14 protein-coding genes are annotated in these 14178 nt (G+C 72.3%); 10 read left to right on the top strand and 4 right to left on the bottom strand.

The window, feature by feature from the left end:
* Positions 1 to 31 precede the first annotated feature (31 nt).
* A complete protein-coding gene (mdlC, locus tag ACFU0Y_RS02060) occupies positions 32 to 1624 on the bottom strand; it encodes a benzoylformate decarboxylase (RefSeq protein ID WP_380212782.1) in 1593 nt (530 codons plus the stop codon).
* Between the two features lie 364 nt (positions 1625 to 1988).
* Here mdlC and ACFU0Y_RS02065 point away from each other — a divergent pair, with 364 nt between their 5' ends.
* Entirely contained in the window at positions 1989 to 2366 is a 378-nt protein-coding gene (locus ACFU0Y_RS02065) for a TIR domain-containing protein (protein ID WP_380212783.1), read from the top strand.
* A gap of 132 nt (positions 2367 to 2498) precedes the next feature.
* Here the strand turns inward: ACFU0Y_RS02065 and ACFU0Y_RS02070 are convergent, their stop codons facing one another.
* Entirely contained in the window at positions 2499 to 3212 is a 714-nt protein-coding gene (locus ACFU0Y_RS02070) for an HNH endonuclease family protein (RefSeq protein WP_380212784.1), read from the bottom strand.
* Positions 3213 to 3405: 193 nt separating this feature from the next.
* Between ACFU0Y_RS02070 and ACFU0Y_RS02075 the strand changes: the two genes are divergently transcribed.
* Complete coding sequence (locus ACFU0Y_RS02075) at positions 3406 to 4437, top strand: bile acid:sodium symporter (RefSeq protein WP_380212785.1); 1032 nt, start codon at positions 3406 to 3408, stop codon at positions 4435 to 4437.
* A 238-nt stretch (positions 4438 to 4675) separates the two neighbouring features.
* Here ACFU0Y_RS02075 and ACFU0Y_RS02080 read toward each other — a convergent pair whose 3' ends face one another.
* Positions 4676 to 5929 carry a glycosyltransferase gene (locus ACFU0Y_RS02080; protein WP_380212786.1) on the bottom strand — a complete coding sequence of 418 codons (1254 nt, stop codon included), beginning with the start codon at positions 5927 to 5929 and terminating at the stop codon, positions 4676 to 4678.
* 114 nt (positions 5930 to 6043) lie between these two features.
* Between ACFU0Y_RS02080 and ACFU0Y_RS02085 the strand changes: the two genes are divergently transcribed.
* The 4 genes from ACFU0Y_RS02085 (at position 6044) to ACFU0Y_RS02100 (ending at position 8083) form a co-directional block, all read left to right on the top strand.
* Complete coding sequence (locus ACFU0Y_RS02085; protein WP_380212787.1) at positions 6044 to 6673, top strand: TetR/AcrR family transcriptional regulator; 630 nt, start codon at positions 6044 to 6046, stop codon at positions 6671 to 6673.
* Positions 6674 to 6880: 207 nt separating this feature from the next.
* The gene (locus ACFU0Y_RS02090) at positions 6881 to 7366 is read left to right on the top strand and encodes a pyridoxamine 5'-phosphate oxidase family protein (protein WP_380212788.1); all 486 of its coding nucleotides are present in this window, start codon (positions 6881 to 6883) and stop codon (positions 7364 to 7366) included.
* 84 nt (positions 7367 to 7450) lie between these two features.
* Positions 7451 to 7633: a PspC domain-containing protein gene (locus ACFU0Y_RS02095; RefSeq protein WP_380212789.1), complete on the top strand. Its 183-nt coding sequence runs from the start codon at positions 7451 to 7453 to the stop codon at positions 7631 to 7633.
* Positions 7634 to 7813: 180 nt separating this feature from the next.
* Positions 7814 to 8083 carry a maleylpyruvate isomerase N-terminal domain-containing protein gene (locus ACFU0Y_RS02100; protein ID WP_380212790.1) on the top strand — a complete coding sequence of 90 codons (270 nt, stop codon included), beginning with the start codon at positions 7814 to 7816 and terminating at the stop codon, positions 8081 to 8083.
* A 78-nt stretch (positions 8084 to 8161) separates the two neighbouring features.
* On the opposite strand, the gene ACFU0Y_RS02105 is transcribed toward ACFU0Y_RS02100, so the two are convergent.
* Positions 8162 to 9199, bottom strand: coding sequence for a LacI family DNA-binding transcriptional regulator (locus tag ACFU0Y_RS02105; RefSeq protein ID WP_380212830.1), 1038 nt, complete (start codon positions 9197 to 9199; stop codon positions 8162 to 8164).
* Positions 9200 to 9390: 191 nt separating this feature from the next.
* Between ACFU0Y_RS02105 and ACFU0Y_RS02110 the strand changes: the two genes are divergently transcribed.
* The 4 genes from ACFU0Y_RS02110 to rhaS all read left to right on the top strand — a co-directional run bounded on the left by ACFU0Y_RS02110 (position 9391) and on the right by rhaS (position 14152).
* Positions 9391 to 10914 (top strand): sugar ABC transporter ATP-binding protein, encoded by a 1524-nt coding sequence (locus tag ACFU0Y_RS02110; RefSeq protein ID WP_380212791.1) that lies wholly within the window; start codon positions 9391 to 9393, stop codon positions 10912 to 10914.
* Positions 10911 to 11975, top strand: coding sequence for an ABC transporter permease (locus tag ACFU0Y_RS02115; RefSeq protein WP_380212792.1), 1065 nt, complete (start codon positions 10911 to 10913; stop codon positions 11973 to 11975). Before ACFU0Y_RS02110 ends, ACFU0Y_RS02115 begins: the two co-directional genes overlap by 4 nt.
* Positions 11968 to 13026 (top strand): ABC transporter permease, encoded by a 1059-nt coding sequence (locus tag ACFU0Y_RS02120; RefSeq protein WP_380212793.1) that lies wholly within the window; start codon positions 11968 to 11970, stop codon positions 13024 to 13026. The genes ACFU0Y_RS02115 and ACFU0Y_RS02120 overlap by 8 nt, the downstream gene beginning before the upstream one ends.
* Positions 13027 to 13093: 67 nt before the next feature.
* Positions 13094 to 14152: a rhamnose ABC transporter substrate-binding protein gene (gene rhaS, locus ACFU0Y_RS02125; RefSeq protein ID WP_380212794.1), complete on the top strand. Its 1059-nt coding sequence runs from the start codon at positions 13094 to 13096 to the stop codon at positions 14150 to 14152.
* Positions 14153 to 14178 lie beyond the last annotated feature (26 nt).

Raw genomic sequence — 14178 nt, forward strand, 5'->3', positions numbered from 1 at the left:
GCTCGGGGCTCGCGCCCCGAGCCGTCAGGCCTCACACCACCCGGGCGTCGATGAGGACGGGGCCGTCCGCCTGCAGGGCGTCCTGGTAGGCGCGCTCGAACTCCTCGCGGGTGGCGGTGCGGAGGGCGCGCACCCCGTACCCCTGGGCGAGGGACACGAAGTCGATCTCTCCCAGGACGAGACCCGGCACGTCGGGCACGCCCATGCGCCGGGCGAACCCGGCCAGCGCACCGTATCCGGAGTTGTTGACGATCACGAACACGGTGCGCGTGTCCCGCTGCGCCGCCGTGTACAGCGCGGTGATCCCGTAGTTGGCGGACCCGTCGCCGACAGTGGCCACGACGGTCGCCTCCGGCACGGCGAGGGAGATCCCGACGGCGGCCGGCAGACCGAAGCCGAGGCCGCCGGAGGCCGGGAAGTGGTATCCGCCCGGTCGGTCGATCGCGACCCGCTCGAGATACTCCAGGTCGAGGGTGGTGGTCTCGTTGACGTAGACGACGCGGTCGTCGACGTGCTGGTTCAGGACCTCCAGGATCTCCGTGCCCGTCATCCCCTCGGGGGAGGTCCTCGCCGCGGGCAGCCGGCGCGCGGGACGCCGAGCACCGCGATCCCGCACGCCCTGGGCCAGCACGGTGACGGCGTCGGCGACGTCGGCGACGACCGCCCGGCCGAAGGGGGCGCGGGTGGCCTCGGACGGGTCCTGCGTCAACTGCCACACCCGCGTGCCGGGCTCGAGGTAGTCCCCCGGCTCCCACCGGTGGTACCGGAACACCGGTGCGCCGAGCACGAGCACGGCGTCGTGCCCGGACAGCCCGCGTCGCACCGAGTCGATGCCCGGGACCAGGACGCCGCCGAAGTTGGGGTGGGTGGTGGGAAACGGGGCATGCGACGGTGACGGCGCCACGTACACCGTCGCATCGGCGTGCTCGGCCAGCCGGACCACGGCCTCGAAGACCGCAGGGTCCCGGACCGCGGCCGCGTCGACCTGGGGGCCCAGTACCAGCGCCGGGGACCGTGCGTCGTCGACGGCGGCGATCAGGTCCCGGGCGAGCCGGTCGGGCAGCGCACCCGCTGTGGTCACCGAGCGCTCGACGAGCAGGGAGTCATCGGGAAGGGCCGGTTCGTTCCAGTCGTCCAGGGGGACCGACACGTAGACCGGACCTCGCGGGTGGGTGGTGGCCTCGAGCACGGCCTGGGACAGCGTGCGCGGCACGTCAGCGGCGGACAGCGGTTCGTGCGCGTACTTGGTCAGCGGATAGGTGAGCATTCCCGCCTCCACGTTGGCGAGCATGGCCTGCTGCCCGACCGTGCGCCGGACCTGCTGGCCCGCCAGCAGCACCAGCGGCACGTGCGCATACCGCGCGTTGGTCAGCGCCCCCATGGCGTTGCCGGTCCCGGACGCGGCGTGCAGGTTCACCAGGACCGGCTTGCCCGTGGCGCGGGAGTAGCCCTCGGCCATGCCCACCACCACCTGCTCGTGCAGTCCCAGCACGAAGTCGAAGTCCTCGCCCAGCCCGGCCAGGAAGGGCAGCTCGTTGGAGCCGGGATTGCCGAAGATCGTGGTCATCCCGTGCGCACGGAACAGATCCGCGGATGCCTCCAGAACCGTCCTGTCGTCTCCCATGGTCCGACTCCCATCCGTTGAGTGGTGCGGCGTGGCCGCTGCGTCCTTCTCGATGAGCCTAATGATCGCGCAGGGCTCCTCCATGTTCCTCTGCACCGATCCGGCCGAGGGCTCAGGGTGCGAGACTTCGGACCTCGGCCCATCGGCGTCCTGGAACGTGTCGCCGGAAGCGGCGATGCCGTCGTCGGCCGGATGCCGGGCGGGAGCCTGCCGTCAGGGCTCTCGCGCGGAAAGGGCCGCACCCGGCATCGAGTCCCGATGCGTTCATTAAGGCATGTTGCCCCGTCCCGTCCGCCCACGCCGTGGCACCACCTACTGTGGTTGTCGTTGGTACCGACGCACAAATTCTTGGGAGTTGACGGCAATGGCGCCGAAGACTGTATTTCTGGCATCCGCGGAGCAGGACGAACTGTTCCGGAACCTCTTCACCGCACAGTGGGACCGCGCCGGGGACCAGGCCCGGTTCCTGGATCCGCCCGGCGACGTGACGTGCCCCAGCGAGTGGAAGGAGAGCGTGCGGGAGCGGATCCGCGGCTGCGACGGGGTGATCGCGCTGATCGGCGGCTCGACACCGTCCTCGGATGCGGCGCTGTGGCAGATCGAGTGCGCCGTGACCGAGGACAAGCCGCTGCTGGGTCTGTGGGTGGAGACGGAGCACCGCAACAAGCCGGCCGCGATGGGCGCGGCGCGCTGTGAGACCTGGACCTGGGAGAACATCGGGGAGTTCCTCGACCGCCTCTGATCCGACCGCCTCCGAGCTGAGGGTCGGCGGGCGCCGCGAGCGCCGGGCCGGTCCTGCCCTTCGCACCGCACCGGCGGAGGCGACCGATCGCCGGTCGCGGTCAGCGCCAGGGAACCGCCTGCCTGAGGGGGGTCACGCCCGGGCGACCTTGACGGTCACGTTGGGGCAGGAGGCGGCCAGCCGGACCAGCTCGGCCTTCTCGGCGGAGTCGGCCTTCAGGCCCCAGCGGTGCTTCACGGCCACCCACTCCCCGACGTAGGCGCAGCGGTGCTTCGACGGCATCCAGGACTCGGGGCCCCGCGCCTGCTTGGCGGAGTTCAGCTGGGAGGTCTGGGCGCTGAGGGTGCGGTGGTCGCCGAGGTCGTTGTAGAACGCCACGCGCTTGGCCTTCGTCCAGTGCCTCGCCCCCGAGCCCCAGGCCTCGTGCACGGGCACGGTGTGGTCGATCTGCACGGTGGTGGCGGAGGTGTGGACCTTCCCGTCCCAGGTGGTGATCCACTTGCCGCCCTTGACCGTGCACCGCTTGGCCGTGGTGAAGCTGGTCCGCACCTTCGACTCGTTCTGCAGCACCTCCGCCCGGGTGTTCTGGCAGTCGCGGTCGGCGTCCTTCCAGTCGCCGAACTGCTGGGCGCGGTCGTAGCCGGAGTTGCTCTCCGCGGCCACCGGGAGGGCCTGCACCGCGGCGCGCAGCGAGGCGCTGTAGGTGCTCGCCGCCTCGGCCGGAGCGGCCGCGCCGGTCAGGAGCAGGCCTGCCACGACCGCCGAGGAGACCGCGGCACGCCAGGGTGCGCGGGCCGCAGTGGCGGAGGGCGAGGTGCGGGCACGGGAGAACAGGTCGACGATCACGAGGGGACTCCAGGAGTGGGGGGCGAGGCGCCTGCCGGGGCGCACCCCCATCGTGACATCGCGAATGCAAATAGCACCGGCACGACGCCGGGCCGTCCCCGCAGCACTTGTGGGGACAGCGCCGGTGACCTGGCTGTCCGTGCGCCCCCGGCCACCCCGCTTCGTCAGGGTCGTGGCCCCTAGGCTGGGGCGGGTGAACGCACCGACAGCCGCCGCGTGGGCGGAGCGCCACCAGGTGGCCGTGTACCTGAGCGCCATCGCCGCCGCGGTCCTCGTGGGCCGGTCGGTGCCCGGCGCCCCGGCGCTCGCCCCGGCCATCACGCCGGTCCTGGGGCTGTTGCTGTTCGCCACGTTCCTGGCGGTCCCGTTCTCCTCGCTGGGCCGGGCCTTCGCGGACCTCCGCTTCCTGGGGTCGCTGCTGGTGGTCAACTTCGTGGTCGTCCCGGTCGTGGTCCTCGGACTGTCCCGCACGGTCGCCGGGCACGAGGCGCTGCTGCTGGGCGTGCTGCTCGTGCTGCTGGCCCCCTGCGTGGACTACGTCATCGTCTTCACCGGTCTCGCCGGCGGTGCCGCCGACCGGCTCCTGGCGGCCGCCCCGCTGCTCATGCTCGCGCAGATGCTGCTCCTGCCGGTCTACCTGCTGCTCCTCGCCGGCCCGGAGGCGGTCGCGCTGGTCGAGCTCGGCCCCTTCGTGGAGGCCTTCGTGCTCCTGATCCTGCTGCCCCTGGCCGCGGCGGCGCTGGTGCAGCGGGCGGCCTCCGGCGTCGCCGCGGCCCGGCGGCTGGAGTCCGCGACGGCCACCGCCATGGTGCCGCTGATGGCGCTCACCCTGTTCACGGTGATCGCCTCGCAGGTGCGCGGGGTGGGGGAGCAGCTGGCCGACCTCGCGGCGGTCGTGCCGCTCTACGCCGGCTTCCTGGTGCTCATGGTCCCGATCGGGATCCTGGCCGCCCGCCTCGCCCGCCTGGACGTGCCCGTCTCCCGGGCCCTGGTCTTCGGCGGGGTCACCCGCAACTCCCTCGTGGTGCTCCCGCTGGCCCTGGCGCTGCCGGAGCGGCTCGCGCTCACGCCGCTCGTCGTCGTCACCCAGACCCTCGTGGAACTGGTGGGGATGGTGGTGCTGGTGCGGCTGGTCCCCGCGCTGGTGCGGGACCGCGATCCCCGACACCGTGGGGGGACCACCTCGTCCCCTCGAGCGGCACCCCGCCCTTGGCGCAGCTCCTGACCTCCTGCGTCCCGCCCGTGGCCGGTGGCACCGCGTTCCCCGAGGACGACGACGTCACTGGGGCCACAGCGGCCCCCGCCGTCGGGTCCGGCGAGCGCCGCAGCGCCCGGCTGGGCACGGGCCCGCCTGATTCGCCGTGGTCCACCGCCTCGCCGGGCAGATGGCGTGCCCCGTGAACCTGCCGATCAGCACCGCGAGGAACGCGGTGGTCCCCGCCGCCGGGTCTCCGGAGTCCTGATCAGCCGGTCCCGCGCCCCGTTCCCCATGCCTCGAGGTGGTCCACGGCCGTGCGGACACCGTCCTCCGTCCGGATCGCCGCGCCCAGGCGCCGCGACCGTTCCCGCAGCGACTCGTCTCCCAGGGACTCCTCGAGGGCGGCGGCCAGCCGCTCGGCAGTGAGCCTGGAACGGGGGATCGGCCGGGGCCCCGCTCCGAGGGCGTGGATCCGGGCCGCCCAGAACGGCTGGTCCACGCCGAAGGGGACCGCGATGTTCGGGATGCCCGCGCGCAGCCCGGCCGCCGTCGTCCCGGCCCCGGCGTGGTGCACCACGGCGGCAGCCCGCGGCAGCAGGAGCTCGTGGGGGACGGCGGTGCGCACCAGGACGTCGGCGCCGAGGCCCGCACCGGATCCCTCGGCGGCGAGGCCGCCCCACCCCGTCAGCAGGACGCCGCGGGAGCCGGTGGCCCGCAGCGCCGCGGTCACAATCCGCGAGGTCCGGAGGGCGTCGGCGCTCGACATGCTGCCGAAGCCCACCACCACCGGGGGCGCCCCGTCCCGCAGGAACGTCTCCAGCTCGGGATCGAGCCCGCCCGCAGGGGCATCGAGGAACCAGTAGCCGGTCAGCACATGACGGGCCGGCCAGTCGGAGGGCGGGGGAAGCACCTGCGGGCTGATGCCGTACAGCCCGCCCGCGTCCGGCCGGGCGGGGGACTGTTCCGGCAGGCCCGCGGCGACTCGGGCGGCGCGCTCGGCGGGGCGCGTGGGTGCGGCGGCCGCGAGGGCGGTGAGCCGGTGGGCGAGACGGTTGCCGGCCCGTCCTGCCCACCGCGGCACGCGTGGGGCCAGGACCCCGGGGAACGCGCCCGTCACAGGGCCGAGCGGGTGCAGGTGCGCCGGGAGGAACCGGGCCCCGGTCCGTTCGGCCACCGGACGGGCGATGGGAGCACCTCCGATGCCCGCCAGGACCACGTCGGCCGCCACGGCGGCGTCCAGGAGCGCGGTGGTCCGCGCGGCGGCCTGGCGGCTCACTTCCTCCTGCATCCCGCGCGGCACGAGCCCGCGCATCTTCTCGGTGGACGGCAGCCTCCCGGCGGCCTCCTGCATGCTGCCGGGCAGGGCGACGGCTGGCACGCCGTGCTGCTGGGGGAGCCAGGCGAGGTCCTCGGGCGCCGCGACGACGACGCAGTGGCCCCGGGTCTGCAGGCCCGCCGCGAGCGCGGTGTAGGGCTGGACACCACCGCGGGAGTCGACGGCCACGATGAGGACGTCCATGAACACCTCCTTAATGCAACACATTGTTGCATTAAGGCGTGCTCCGCGCAGGAAGGCTCGACCGCGCCGACGGCTCCAGCACAGGATGCGTCCGACGCGGGCGACAATGGGTGCATGTGCCCCGGCATCCCGGTCCCCGAGCACCGTCCGGCACGGTCATCGGGCCGTGCGGGCCGCCCCGCCGTGCCCATCGACGGCGTGGTACTGGCGGCCACGCTCGAGGAGCTGGCCGTGACGGGACCGCACGCGCTGAGCGTCGACAGGGTCGCGCGGCGCGCGGGTGTCCACCGGACCTCCGTGTACCGCCGCTGGCCGGACCGCGGCGCGCTCGTCGTCGCCGCTCTCGAGCGCCAGCTGGACGCCTTCGGGGTGCCGGAGGACACGGGCGGGCTGCGCACGGATCTCGCGGCCGTGCTGGAGCCCCTGGCGCGGCACCTGGCCACGCCCGCGGGCAGGGCACTGCTCCTGGTGGCCATGGCGGACGGGATGTCCGACGAGGTGGGGACGGTCGTCGCACGGCGCCTGGAGGCCTCCGAGCAGCCGCTGGATGACCTGGTCCGCCGGGCCCGGGCTCGCGGGGAGTGGTCCCCGGACGTCGCCCCGGCTGACGTGGCGGACGCTCTGGTGGGGGCCGCCCTCCACCGGGTCGGCATGCTCCGACGCCCTGTGACGGACGAATGGGTCACGGCCGTGTGCGAGCTGCTGGCCCGAGCCGTCGCGGAGCCCGGTCCCGACGCCACCTGAGGGCGGTCCTCGGCGGAGCCCGGACCGCCCGCCGGACCGGCCGGCCGCCCTTCATCCCGGCGGCTTCCACGAGCCCCCTCGTGTGCGGCCCCCAGGGTTCGTAGACTGGCCCTCCGTGCCGCGGACCGGCGGCCCCGCTGCCGGCCCGGTGGTCGAGCAGTTCAGCAGTGGCACGGCCCAGACGTCGAACGAAGAAGGGATCTCCCCATGACCGACCAGAACGACGGCACCGCCAAGGTGCGCGAGCTCATCAAGTCCACCCGCATCGCCATGCTCACCCACGCGGACGAGCACGGGAACCTGATCTCCAAGCCGATGGCCACGCAGGACGTGGACTTCGACGGGACCGTGTACTTCATCGCCGAGCGCACCTCGGACCAGGTCCAGGACCTGCAGCAGCGCCCGGCCGTGAACGTCGCCTACGCCGGCAACGGCGCCTGGGTGTCGCTGACCGGCACGGCGCTCGTGCTCAACGACGAGGCGAAGCTCAAGGAGCTGTGGGACAGCTTCACCGGCTCCTGGCTCGAGGGCGGTCCCGAGAACCCGGACAACGTCCTCATCGAGGTCACCGGCCGCTCCGCCGAGTACTGGGACACCCCCGGCGGCGGCAAGGTCACCCAGGTGGCCAACCTCGTGAAGGCCAAGGTCACCGGCGACACCATCAAGGGTGACAAGGGCGTCGTCGACCTCTGAGACCGGCCCGGGGCCGTCCGCTCCGCCCGGACCGGACGGCCTCGCCCCCGGGCGTGTCCGGCGGGGCGTTGATAGAATCCGGGCATGAACACTGCACTGGTCCGCCCCCGCAACGGCAAGCTCATCGCCGGCGTCTGCGCGGCCCTGGCCGCCCGCTTCGGACTGCCGAAGTTCCTGCTGCGCCTGGGGTTCATCGTCTTCGGCCTGGTGGGCGTGGGGGAGCTGGTCTACATCGCGCTGTGGATCATCATCCCCAAGGAGGCCTGAGCCTCACCCCCGCTCCTCCGGCGCCGCGTGCGGCTCGGTGATCTCGAGCAGCGCTGTGGATGCCTTCCGCGGCCGGTCCGTCCTGGGTGCCCCCAGTACGCCGCGCTGTATCGCCGAGGCACCCCGAGAGACGTGAGGGACCCCGGTGGCGGCCTCGGCCCGGGGTGAGGGGGCAAAGCCATGAACCGGGTCGTGGACGACAGTGCGGACGGCCGGAGGAGCGACGACGACGTCTGGGCCGTGATCGATCTCCAGCGCCGGGGCACGGCGGACCTGCTCGCCGGGATCTCCGGGGAGCGGTGGGACGAGCCGTCGCTGTGCGAGGGATGGACGGTGCGGGACGTCGCCGCCCACCTGACGCTGCAGCAGCTGGGCCTCGGCGCCGCGCTGCTGCTCCTGCTCACGGGAGGCGGGGCCGAGGTGCTGCGGCACCGGCTCACGCCCGCCTGAGGTCACGGCAGAACGTCGAGCCGCCCTGCCGTGGTGGGTCGGCCCGCGCTCGCCGTGCGGGGCGCCGACCAGGTCGCGCTAGACAGCCCGTGGTCCGGCGGGGGAGTCCTGCCCTGCGGTGGAGGCACGAATGATCAGCTCGGGTTCGGCGATCAGCTGCTGCGGCTCGAATCCGGGGCCGCTGGAAGCCTCGGTCAGCAGCAGCTCCATCGCCGCACGGCCGAGCTCGGCGGCGTTCTGCCGCACGGAGCTCAGGGGCACGGCGGCGGACGCCGCGAAATCGATGTCGTCGTAGCCGATGAGAGCGATGTCCTCCGGGACCCGGGCAGAGCCGCGGAACAGCAGCCCCTGCATCATGCCCAGCGCCAGCAGGTCGTTCGCGGCGAAGACGGCATCGGGGCGCCTCTCCACGGGCAGCCGGAGGATGGCGTCGGCGGCCGCGCGGCCGGCGGCGGTGGTCATGGCGTCGGTCTCGAGCACCTCGGGGCCGGGCAGGCCGGCTTCCCGCAGTGCCTCCCGGGCGCCGTCGAGGCGGTCGCGGACCTGTCGCAGGCTCATCGGTCCCCCCGCGAACAGGATCCGCCGCCGACCGAGGGCCACCAGGTGCGTCGCGGCCAGGCGCCCGCCCTCGACGTCGTCGACGGACACCGACGAGAAGTCCTCCCGATACGTCTGCCGGTCCACCAGGACCGTGGGAATGCCCCGGCTGCGGAGCCGGGACAGTCGCGCCGACACGTCGCCGACGGGGGAGATCAGCACGCCGCGCACGCGCTGCTCCTCGAACAGGTCCAGGTAGTCGGCCTCCCGTTCCGCGTCCTCCCCGCTGTTCCCCACCAGCACATAGATGCCTTGCGAAGCGGCATGATCCTCCGCGCCCCGGGCCAGCTCGGTGAAGAAGGGGTTGGCGGCGTCCAGCACGATCAGGCCGACACTGCGGCTCAGGCCGGCCCGCAGCTGGCTGGCGGCCGCGTTGCGCACGAACCCCAGCTTCTCGATCGCGGTCTGCACCCGCTCCCGCGTTGCCGGCGTCACGCGATCCGGGTGGTTCAGGACGTTGGAGACGGTCCCCACGGAGACCCCTGCGAGCCGAGCGACGTCCTTGACGCCGACGTTCATCACCACGCCCTCCCCCTCTGCCGTGGACGAGCCGCCGTCACACCGCCGTCCTTGAAACGGATCAACCCCGGAAGAATCTCACTGAACCGGTGATTGACACCACACTACACGGTTCATATGATCTAGTTCACACGGCAATTGAAACGATTTACAACCTCCGCCCCCACCCTCATCACGAAAGTGAACACACCATGGCAGCACCAGCCTCTCACCGGGACCGCCCCGTCCTGGCCCTGCGCGGAGCTCTGAAGACCTTCGGTCCTGTCATCGCTCTGGCGGAGGGGACCGTCGAGCTGTGGGCCGGGGAGATCAACGCCCTGTGCGGGGAGAACGGGGCGGGCAAGTCCACGCTGGTGAAGATCCTGGCCGGGGTGCACGCCCCGGACGCCGGGGAGTTCTCGGTGGCCGGCGAGCCGGTGGCCTTCCGATCGGTGGCCGACAGCAAGGCCGCCGGCATCTCCGTCATCTATCAGGAGCCCACCCTGTTCCCCGACCTGTCGGTGGCCGAGAACATCTACATCGGCCGTCAACCCCGGAACCGTCTCGGTCTCGTGGACCACGCGCGGATGCGCCGGGACGCGGCGGGGCTGTTCGACCGTCTGGGGGTGGGCCTGGACCCGGCCCGCACGGCCGAGGGGCTGTCCATCGCGGACCAGCAGATCATCGAGATCGCCAAGGCGATCTCCCTGGACGCCCGGGTGCTGGTGATGGACGAGCCCACCGCTGCGCTGTCGGGCCGCGAGGTGGACCGCCTGTTCACGGTCGCCCGTGCCCTGCGGGACGCCGGGGCGGCGATCCTGTTCATCTCCCACCGCTTCGACGAGGTCTTCGATCTGTCCGACCGGATCACCGTCATGCGCGACGGCCGCTACATCGCCACCCACCGCACCGCGGAGACCACCGTGGAGGAGATCGTGCGGGACATGGTCGGACGCGACATCGACGCCCTGTTCCCCAAGCTCGAGGCCGAGATCGGCGAGCCCGTGCTCACGGTGAAGGACCTGGAGCGCCGGGGAGTGTTCGCGGGCATCGACTTCGAGGTCCGTGCCGGGGAGATCGTCGCCCTGGCCGGGCTCGTGGGGTCCGGTCGCACCGAGGTGGCCCGGGCCGTCTTCGGCATCGACGCCTACGACGCCGGCACCGTAGAGGTCGCCGGCCGGCCGCTGAGGGCCGGGAGCCCGAAGGCGGCCATCGGCGCCGGCATCGGCTTCGTACCGGAGGACCGCCGCAAGCAGGGGCTGGTCATGGACCTGTCCGTCGGACGCAACACGACCCTGACCCTGCGGGAGAAGTTCACCCGCCTGGGCCTGATCAACGGGCGCGCCGAGTCCGACGCCGCCCGGGAGTGGACCCGGAAGCTGCAGGTGAAGACCTCGTCCCTGCACCAGCCCGTGTCCACCCTCTCGGGCGGCAACCAGCAGAAGGTGGTGCTGGCCAAGTGGCTGGCCACCGGGCCGAAGCTGCTGATCATCGACGAACCCACCCGCGGGATCGACGTGGGGACCAAGAGCGAGGTCCACCGCCTGATCTCGGAACTCGCCACGGAGGGTCTGGCCATCCTGATGATCTCCTCCGAGCTCCCCGAGGTGCTGGGCATGGCCGACCGTGTGCTCGTCATGCACGAGGGCCGCATCACGGCCACCCTCGACCGGGCCGAGGCCACGCCCGAAACCGTCATGCACGCCGCCACCGGAGCCACGGAGGACCACCGATGAGCACGCCCCTGGACCAGCGACCGGCCACCGCGTCCACACCCGCACCCGCTCCGCGGGCCGCCCACGGCGGCAGCGACCGGTTCTCCCGGCTGCTCAGGCACCGGGAGCTGCCGGTGATCGTGGCTCTGGTGGCGCTGATCGTCTTCACCAGCGTCAACAACCCCGCGTTCCTCTCCCCGCAGGGCACCAAGGACCTGCTGCTCAACGCCACGATCATGGTGATCCTCGCGGCCGGGCAGGCCATGGTCATCATCACCCGCAACGTCGACCTGTCGGTCGGCTCCGTACTGGGACTCGTCGCCTTCGGCACCGGCACCGTCTTCTCGATCGCCCCCGAGGTGCCCGTTCCGGTGGTCTTCCTCGGCGGGATGCTCTTCGGTGCCCTGCTCGGTGCCGTCAACGGCGCCCTGGTCACCTTCGCCAAGGTCCCGGCCCTGGTGATCACCCTGGGCACCCTCTACATCTACCGCGGGCTCAACAACGCCTGGGCCGGCGGCACCCAGTACTTCGCCGGGGACCGCCCCGCCGAGTTCGGCGCACTGTCCGTGGACACCGTCCTGGGCGTCCCCGTCATCACCGTCCTCGCCCTGGTGGTGGTCGTCGCCGTCGCGGTCTTCATGGGCGGCACCCGCCCGGGGCGCGACCTCTACGCCATCGGCTCCGACCCCGACGCCGCCCGGCTCTTCGGCATCCCCGTGGCCAGGCGCACCCTCACCGTGTTCGTCGCCAACGGCGCCCTCGCGGGGCTCGCCGGTGTCCTGTACACCAGCCGGTTCAACGCGGTCGGCGCGACCACCGGCGCCGGCCTGGAACTGGACGTGGTCGCCGCGGCCGTGGTGGGCGGTGTGGCCATCTTCGGCGGCAGCGGGACCATCCTCGGCGCCGCGATCGGCGCGGTGCTGCTCAACACCATCACCTCCTCCCTGACCGCCCTGCAGGTCGACAAGTTCTGGCAGCAGGCCATCGTCGGCGTCCTGATCCTCGCCGCCATCCTCATCGACCGCCTGGCCGGCCTGCGCCGGGCCAAGCACCTTCGCGAAAAGGAGGGACGCCATGTCTGAGACCGTCTCCGTCACCGCCGTCGACACCTCGAAGCCTCTGCCCGACGACACCGTCACCGGACCCCGCTGGTGGGCCGGCCGCGACGCCGTGATGATCTACCTGCTCGTGGCGTTCCTCCTCTTCGCCGCGATCGCGGTCCCGCGCTTCGCGACCCCCGTCACCGTCGGTTTTCTCCTGCTCGACGTCGTGGCCGTCCTGCTGATCGCCATGCCGATGACCCTGATCGTCATCACCGGGGAGATCGACCTCTCCGTGGCCTCCATCGCCGGTCTGACCAGCGCCGTCCTGGGCGTGCTGTGGGCCGGGGGCATGGGCATCTGGGCGGCGATCGCTGTCGCGCTCCTCTGCGGAATCGCCGCCGGAGCCCTCAACGGCGTGCTCATCGCCCATCTCGGCCTCCCCTCCCTCGCCGTGACCATCGGCACCCTGGCCCTGTTCCGAGGCCTGGCCCTGGTCATCATCGGCGACAACGCGGTGGCCGACTTCCCCGTCGAGGTCACCGCCCTGGCCTCCGCCCGCCTCGGCGCCACCGGCATCCCGGTCGTCATGATCCCCGTGGCCCTGCTCGTGCTGCTCACCGGGCTGGTGCTCCACCGGACGGCCTTCGGCCGCGGGCTCTACGCCATGGGCTACAGCAAGGACGCCGCCCGGTTCGTCGGCATCAACGTGAACCGCTCCAAGTTCGTGCTCTACCTCACCAGCGGGCTCGTCTCGGCAGCCGCGGGCATCTTCTGGACCTTCCGATACACCTCCGCCCGCTCCGACAACGCCTCCGGCCTGGAGCTGACGGTCATCGCCGCCGTCCTGCTCGGCGGGGTCTCGATCTTCGGCGGCAAGGGCACGGTGCCCGGGGTCGTGGCCGGGGTGCTCCTCATCGGGTCGCTGAACTACGCCCTGCGCCTGGACCGGGTCTCGGACGTCGTCCTCGTCACCGTCACCGGCGTGCTGCTCATCGCCTCGGTCGTGGCCCCCAGCATCGGCGCAGCCGTCGGGAAGTGGCGACACACCCGCAGACTCCGGAACCAGCTGGCCCTCCCGGACCCCGCCTGACCACCGTCCCCACCTGCTCACCCGCTCACCGCCCGCCGGGGCCACCCCGGCAAGGAAGGAACCACCCATGTTCTCCACCCGCTCCCGCGCCCAGCGCCTCACCGGGCTGACGGCCCTCGCGATGGCCGGCACCCTGACCCTGTCCGCCTGCGGCGGCGGAGGCTCGACCGACGCAGCGGGTGAGGGCGGCGGCGAGGAAGTCAGCGACGCCGCCATCACCTTCATCCCCAAGCAGCTCAACAACCCCTACACCGACGTCGTGCTCGGTGGCGGGGAGGGGGCGGCCGAGGCCGCCGGCTTCGCCGAGGCCAACGTCGTCGGACCGCTGGAGGCCTCGGCCTCCAGCCAGGTCACCTTCATCAACGCCGAGACCCAGGCAGGGACGAACGCCATCGCCATCGCGGCCAACGACCCCGACGCCGTCTGCGGGGCCCTCGGCGAGGCGCGGTCGGCCGGTGCCAAGATCGTGGCCTTCGACTCCGACACCAACCCGGACTGCCGCGACCTGTTCGTCAACCAGGTCAACGCCAAGGACGTGGCCTTGATCCAGCTCGAGATGATCTCCGAGCAGATCGGCGGCGAGGGCAAGATCGCCATCCTCTCCGCCACCGCCAACGCCACCAACCAGAACGAGTGGATCAAGTACATGGAGGAGGAGCTGGCCTCCAACCCCGAGTACGGGAACATCGAGCTGGTCGCCAAGGTCTACGGCGACGACGACGACAACAAGTCCTTCCAGGAGGCCCAGGGCCTCCTGCAGGCCCACCCGGACCTGAAGGGCATCATCTCGCCCACCACAGTGGGCATCGCCGCCACCGCCCGCTACCTCTCGACCTCCGAGCACAAGGGCGAGGTCGCACTGACCGGTCTCGGCCTGCCCAACGAGATGCGCTCCTTCGTCAAGGACGGCACCGTCAGCGAGTTCGCCCTGTGGGACCCGGCCCAGCTCGGCGAGGTCGCCGCCCACGCGGCCAAGGCCCTCGTGGACGGCACCATCACCGGTGAGCCCGGCGACACGTTCACCGCCGGTGAGCTCGGGGAGCGCACCGTCGAGGAGGGCGGCACCGTCGTCGTCGGTCCCCCGACCGAGTTCAGCGCCGACAACATCGACGACTACGACTTCTGAGCCGTCGGCAGCCTCCCGGTGCGAGG

The sequence above is a fragment of the Kocuria sp. NPDC057446 genome, from assembly GCF_042802875.1.
Classification (GTDB): Bacteria; Actinomycetota; Actinomycetes; order Actinomycetales; family Micrococcaceae; genus Kocuria.

Coding starts and splice junctions, on each gene's coding strand:
- mdlC (WP_380212782.1), bottom strand. CDS start 1,624: ATGGGAGACGACAGGACGGTTCTGGAGGCATCCGCGGATCTGTTCCGT.
- ACFU0Y_RS02065 (WP_380212783.1), top strand. CDS start 1,989: ATGGCGCCGAAGACTGTATTTCTGGCATCCGCGGAGCAGGACGAACTG.
- ACFU0Y_RS02080 (WP_380212786.1), bottom strand. CDS start 5,929: ATGGACGTCCTCATCGTGGCCGTCGACTCCCGCGGTGGTGTCCAGCCC.
- ACFU0Y_RS02085 (WP_380212787.1), top strand. CDS start 6,044: ATGTGCCCCGGCATCCCGGTCCCCGAGCACCGTCCGGCACGGTCATCG.
- ACFU0Y_RS02090 (WP_380212788.1), top strand. CDS start 6,881: ATGACCGACCAGAACGACGGCACCGCCAAGGTGCGCGAGCTCATCAAG.
- ACFU0Y_RS02095 (WP_380212789.1), top strand. CDS start 7,451: ATGAACACTGCACTGGTCCGCCCCCGCAACGGCAAGCTCATCGCCGGC.
- ACFU0Y_RS02100 (WP_380212790.1), top strand. CDS start 7,814: ATGAACCGGGTCGTGGACGACAGTGCGGACGGCCGGAGGAGCGACGAC.
- ACFU0Y_RS02105 (WP_380212830.1), bottom strand. CDS start 9,199: ATGAACGTCGGCGTCAAGGACGTCGCTCGGCTCGCAGGGGTCTCCGTG.
- ACFU0Y_RS02110 (WP_380212791.1), top strand. CDS start 9,391: ATGGCAGCACCAGCCTCTCACCGGGACCGCCCCGTCCTGGCCCTGCGC.
- ACFU0Y_RS02115 (WP_380212792.1), top strand. CDS start 10,911: ATGAGCACGCCCCTGGACCAGCGACCGGCCACCGCGTCCACACCCGCA.
- ACFU0Y_RS02120 (WP_380212793.1), top strand. CDS start 11,968: ATGTCTGAGACCGTCTCCGTCACCGCCGTCGACACCTCGAAGCCTCTG.
- rhaS (WP_380212794.1), top strand. CDS start 13,094: ATGTTCTCCACCCGCTCCCGCGCCCAGCGCCTCACCGGGCTGACGGCC.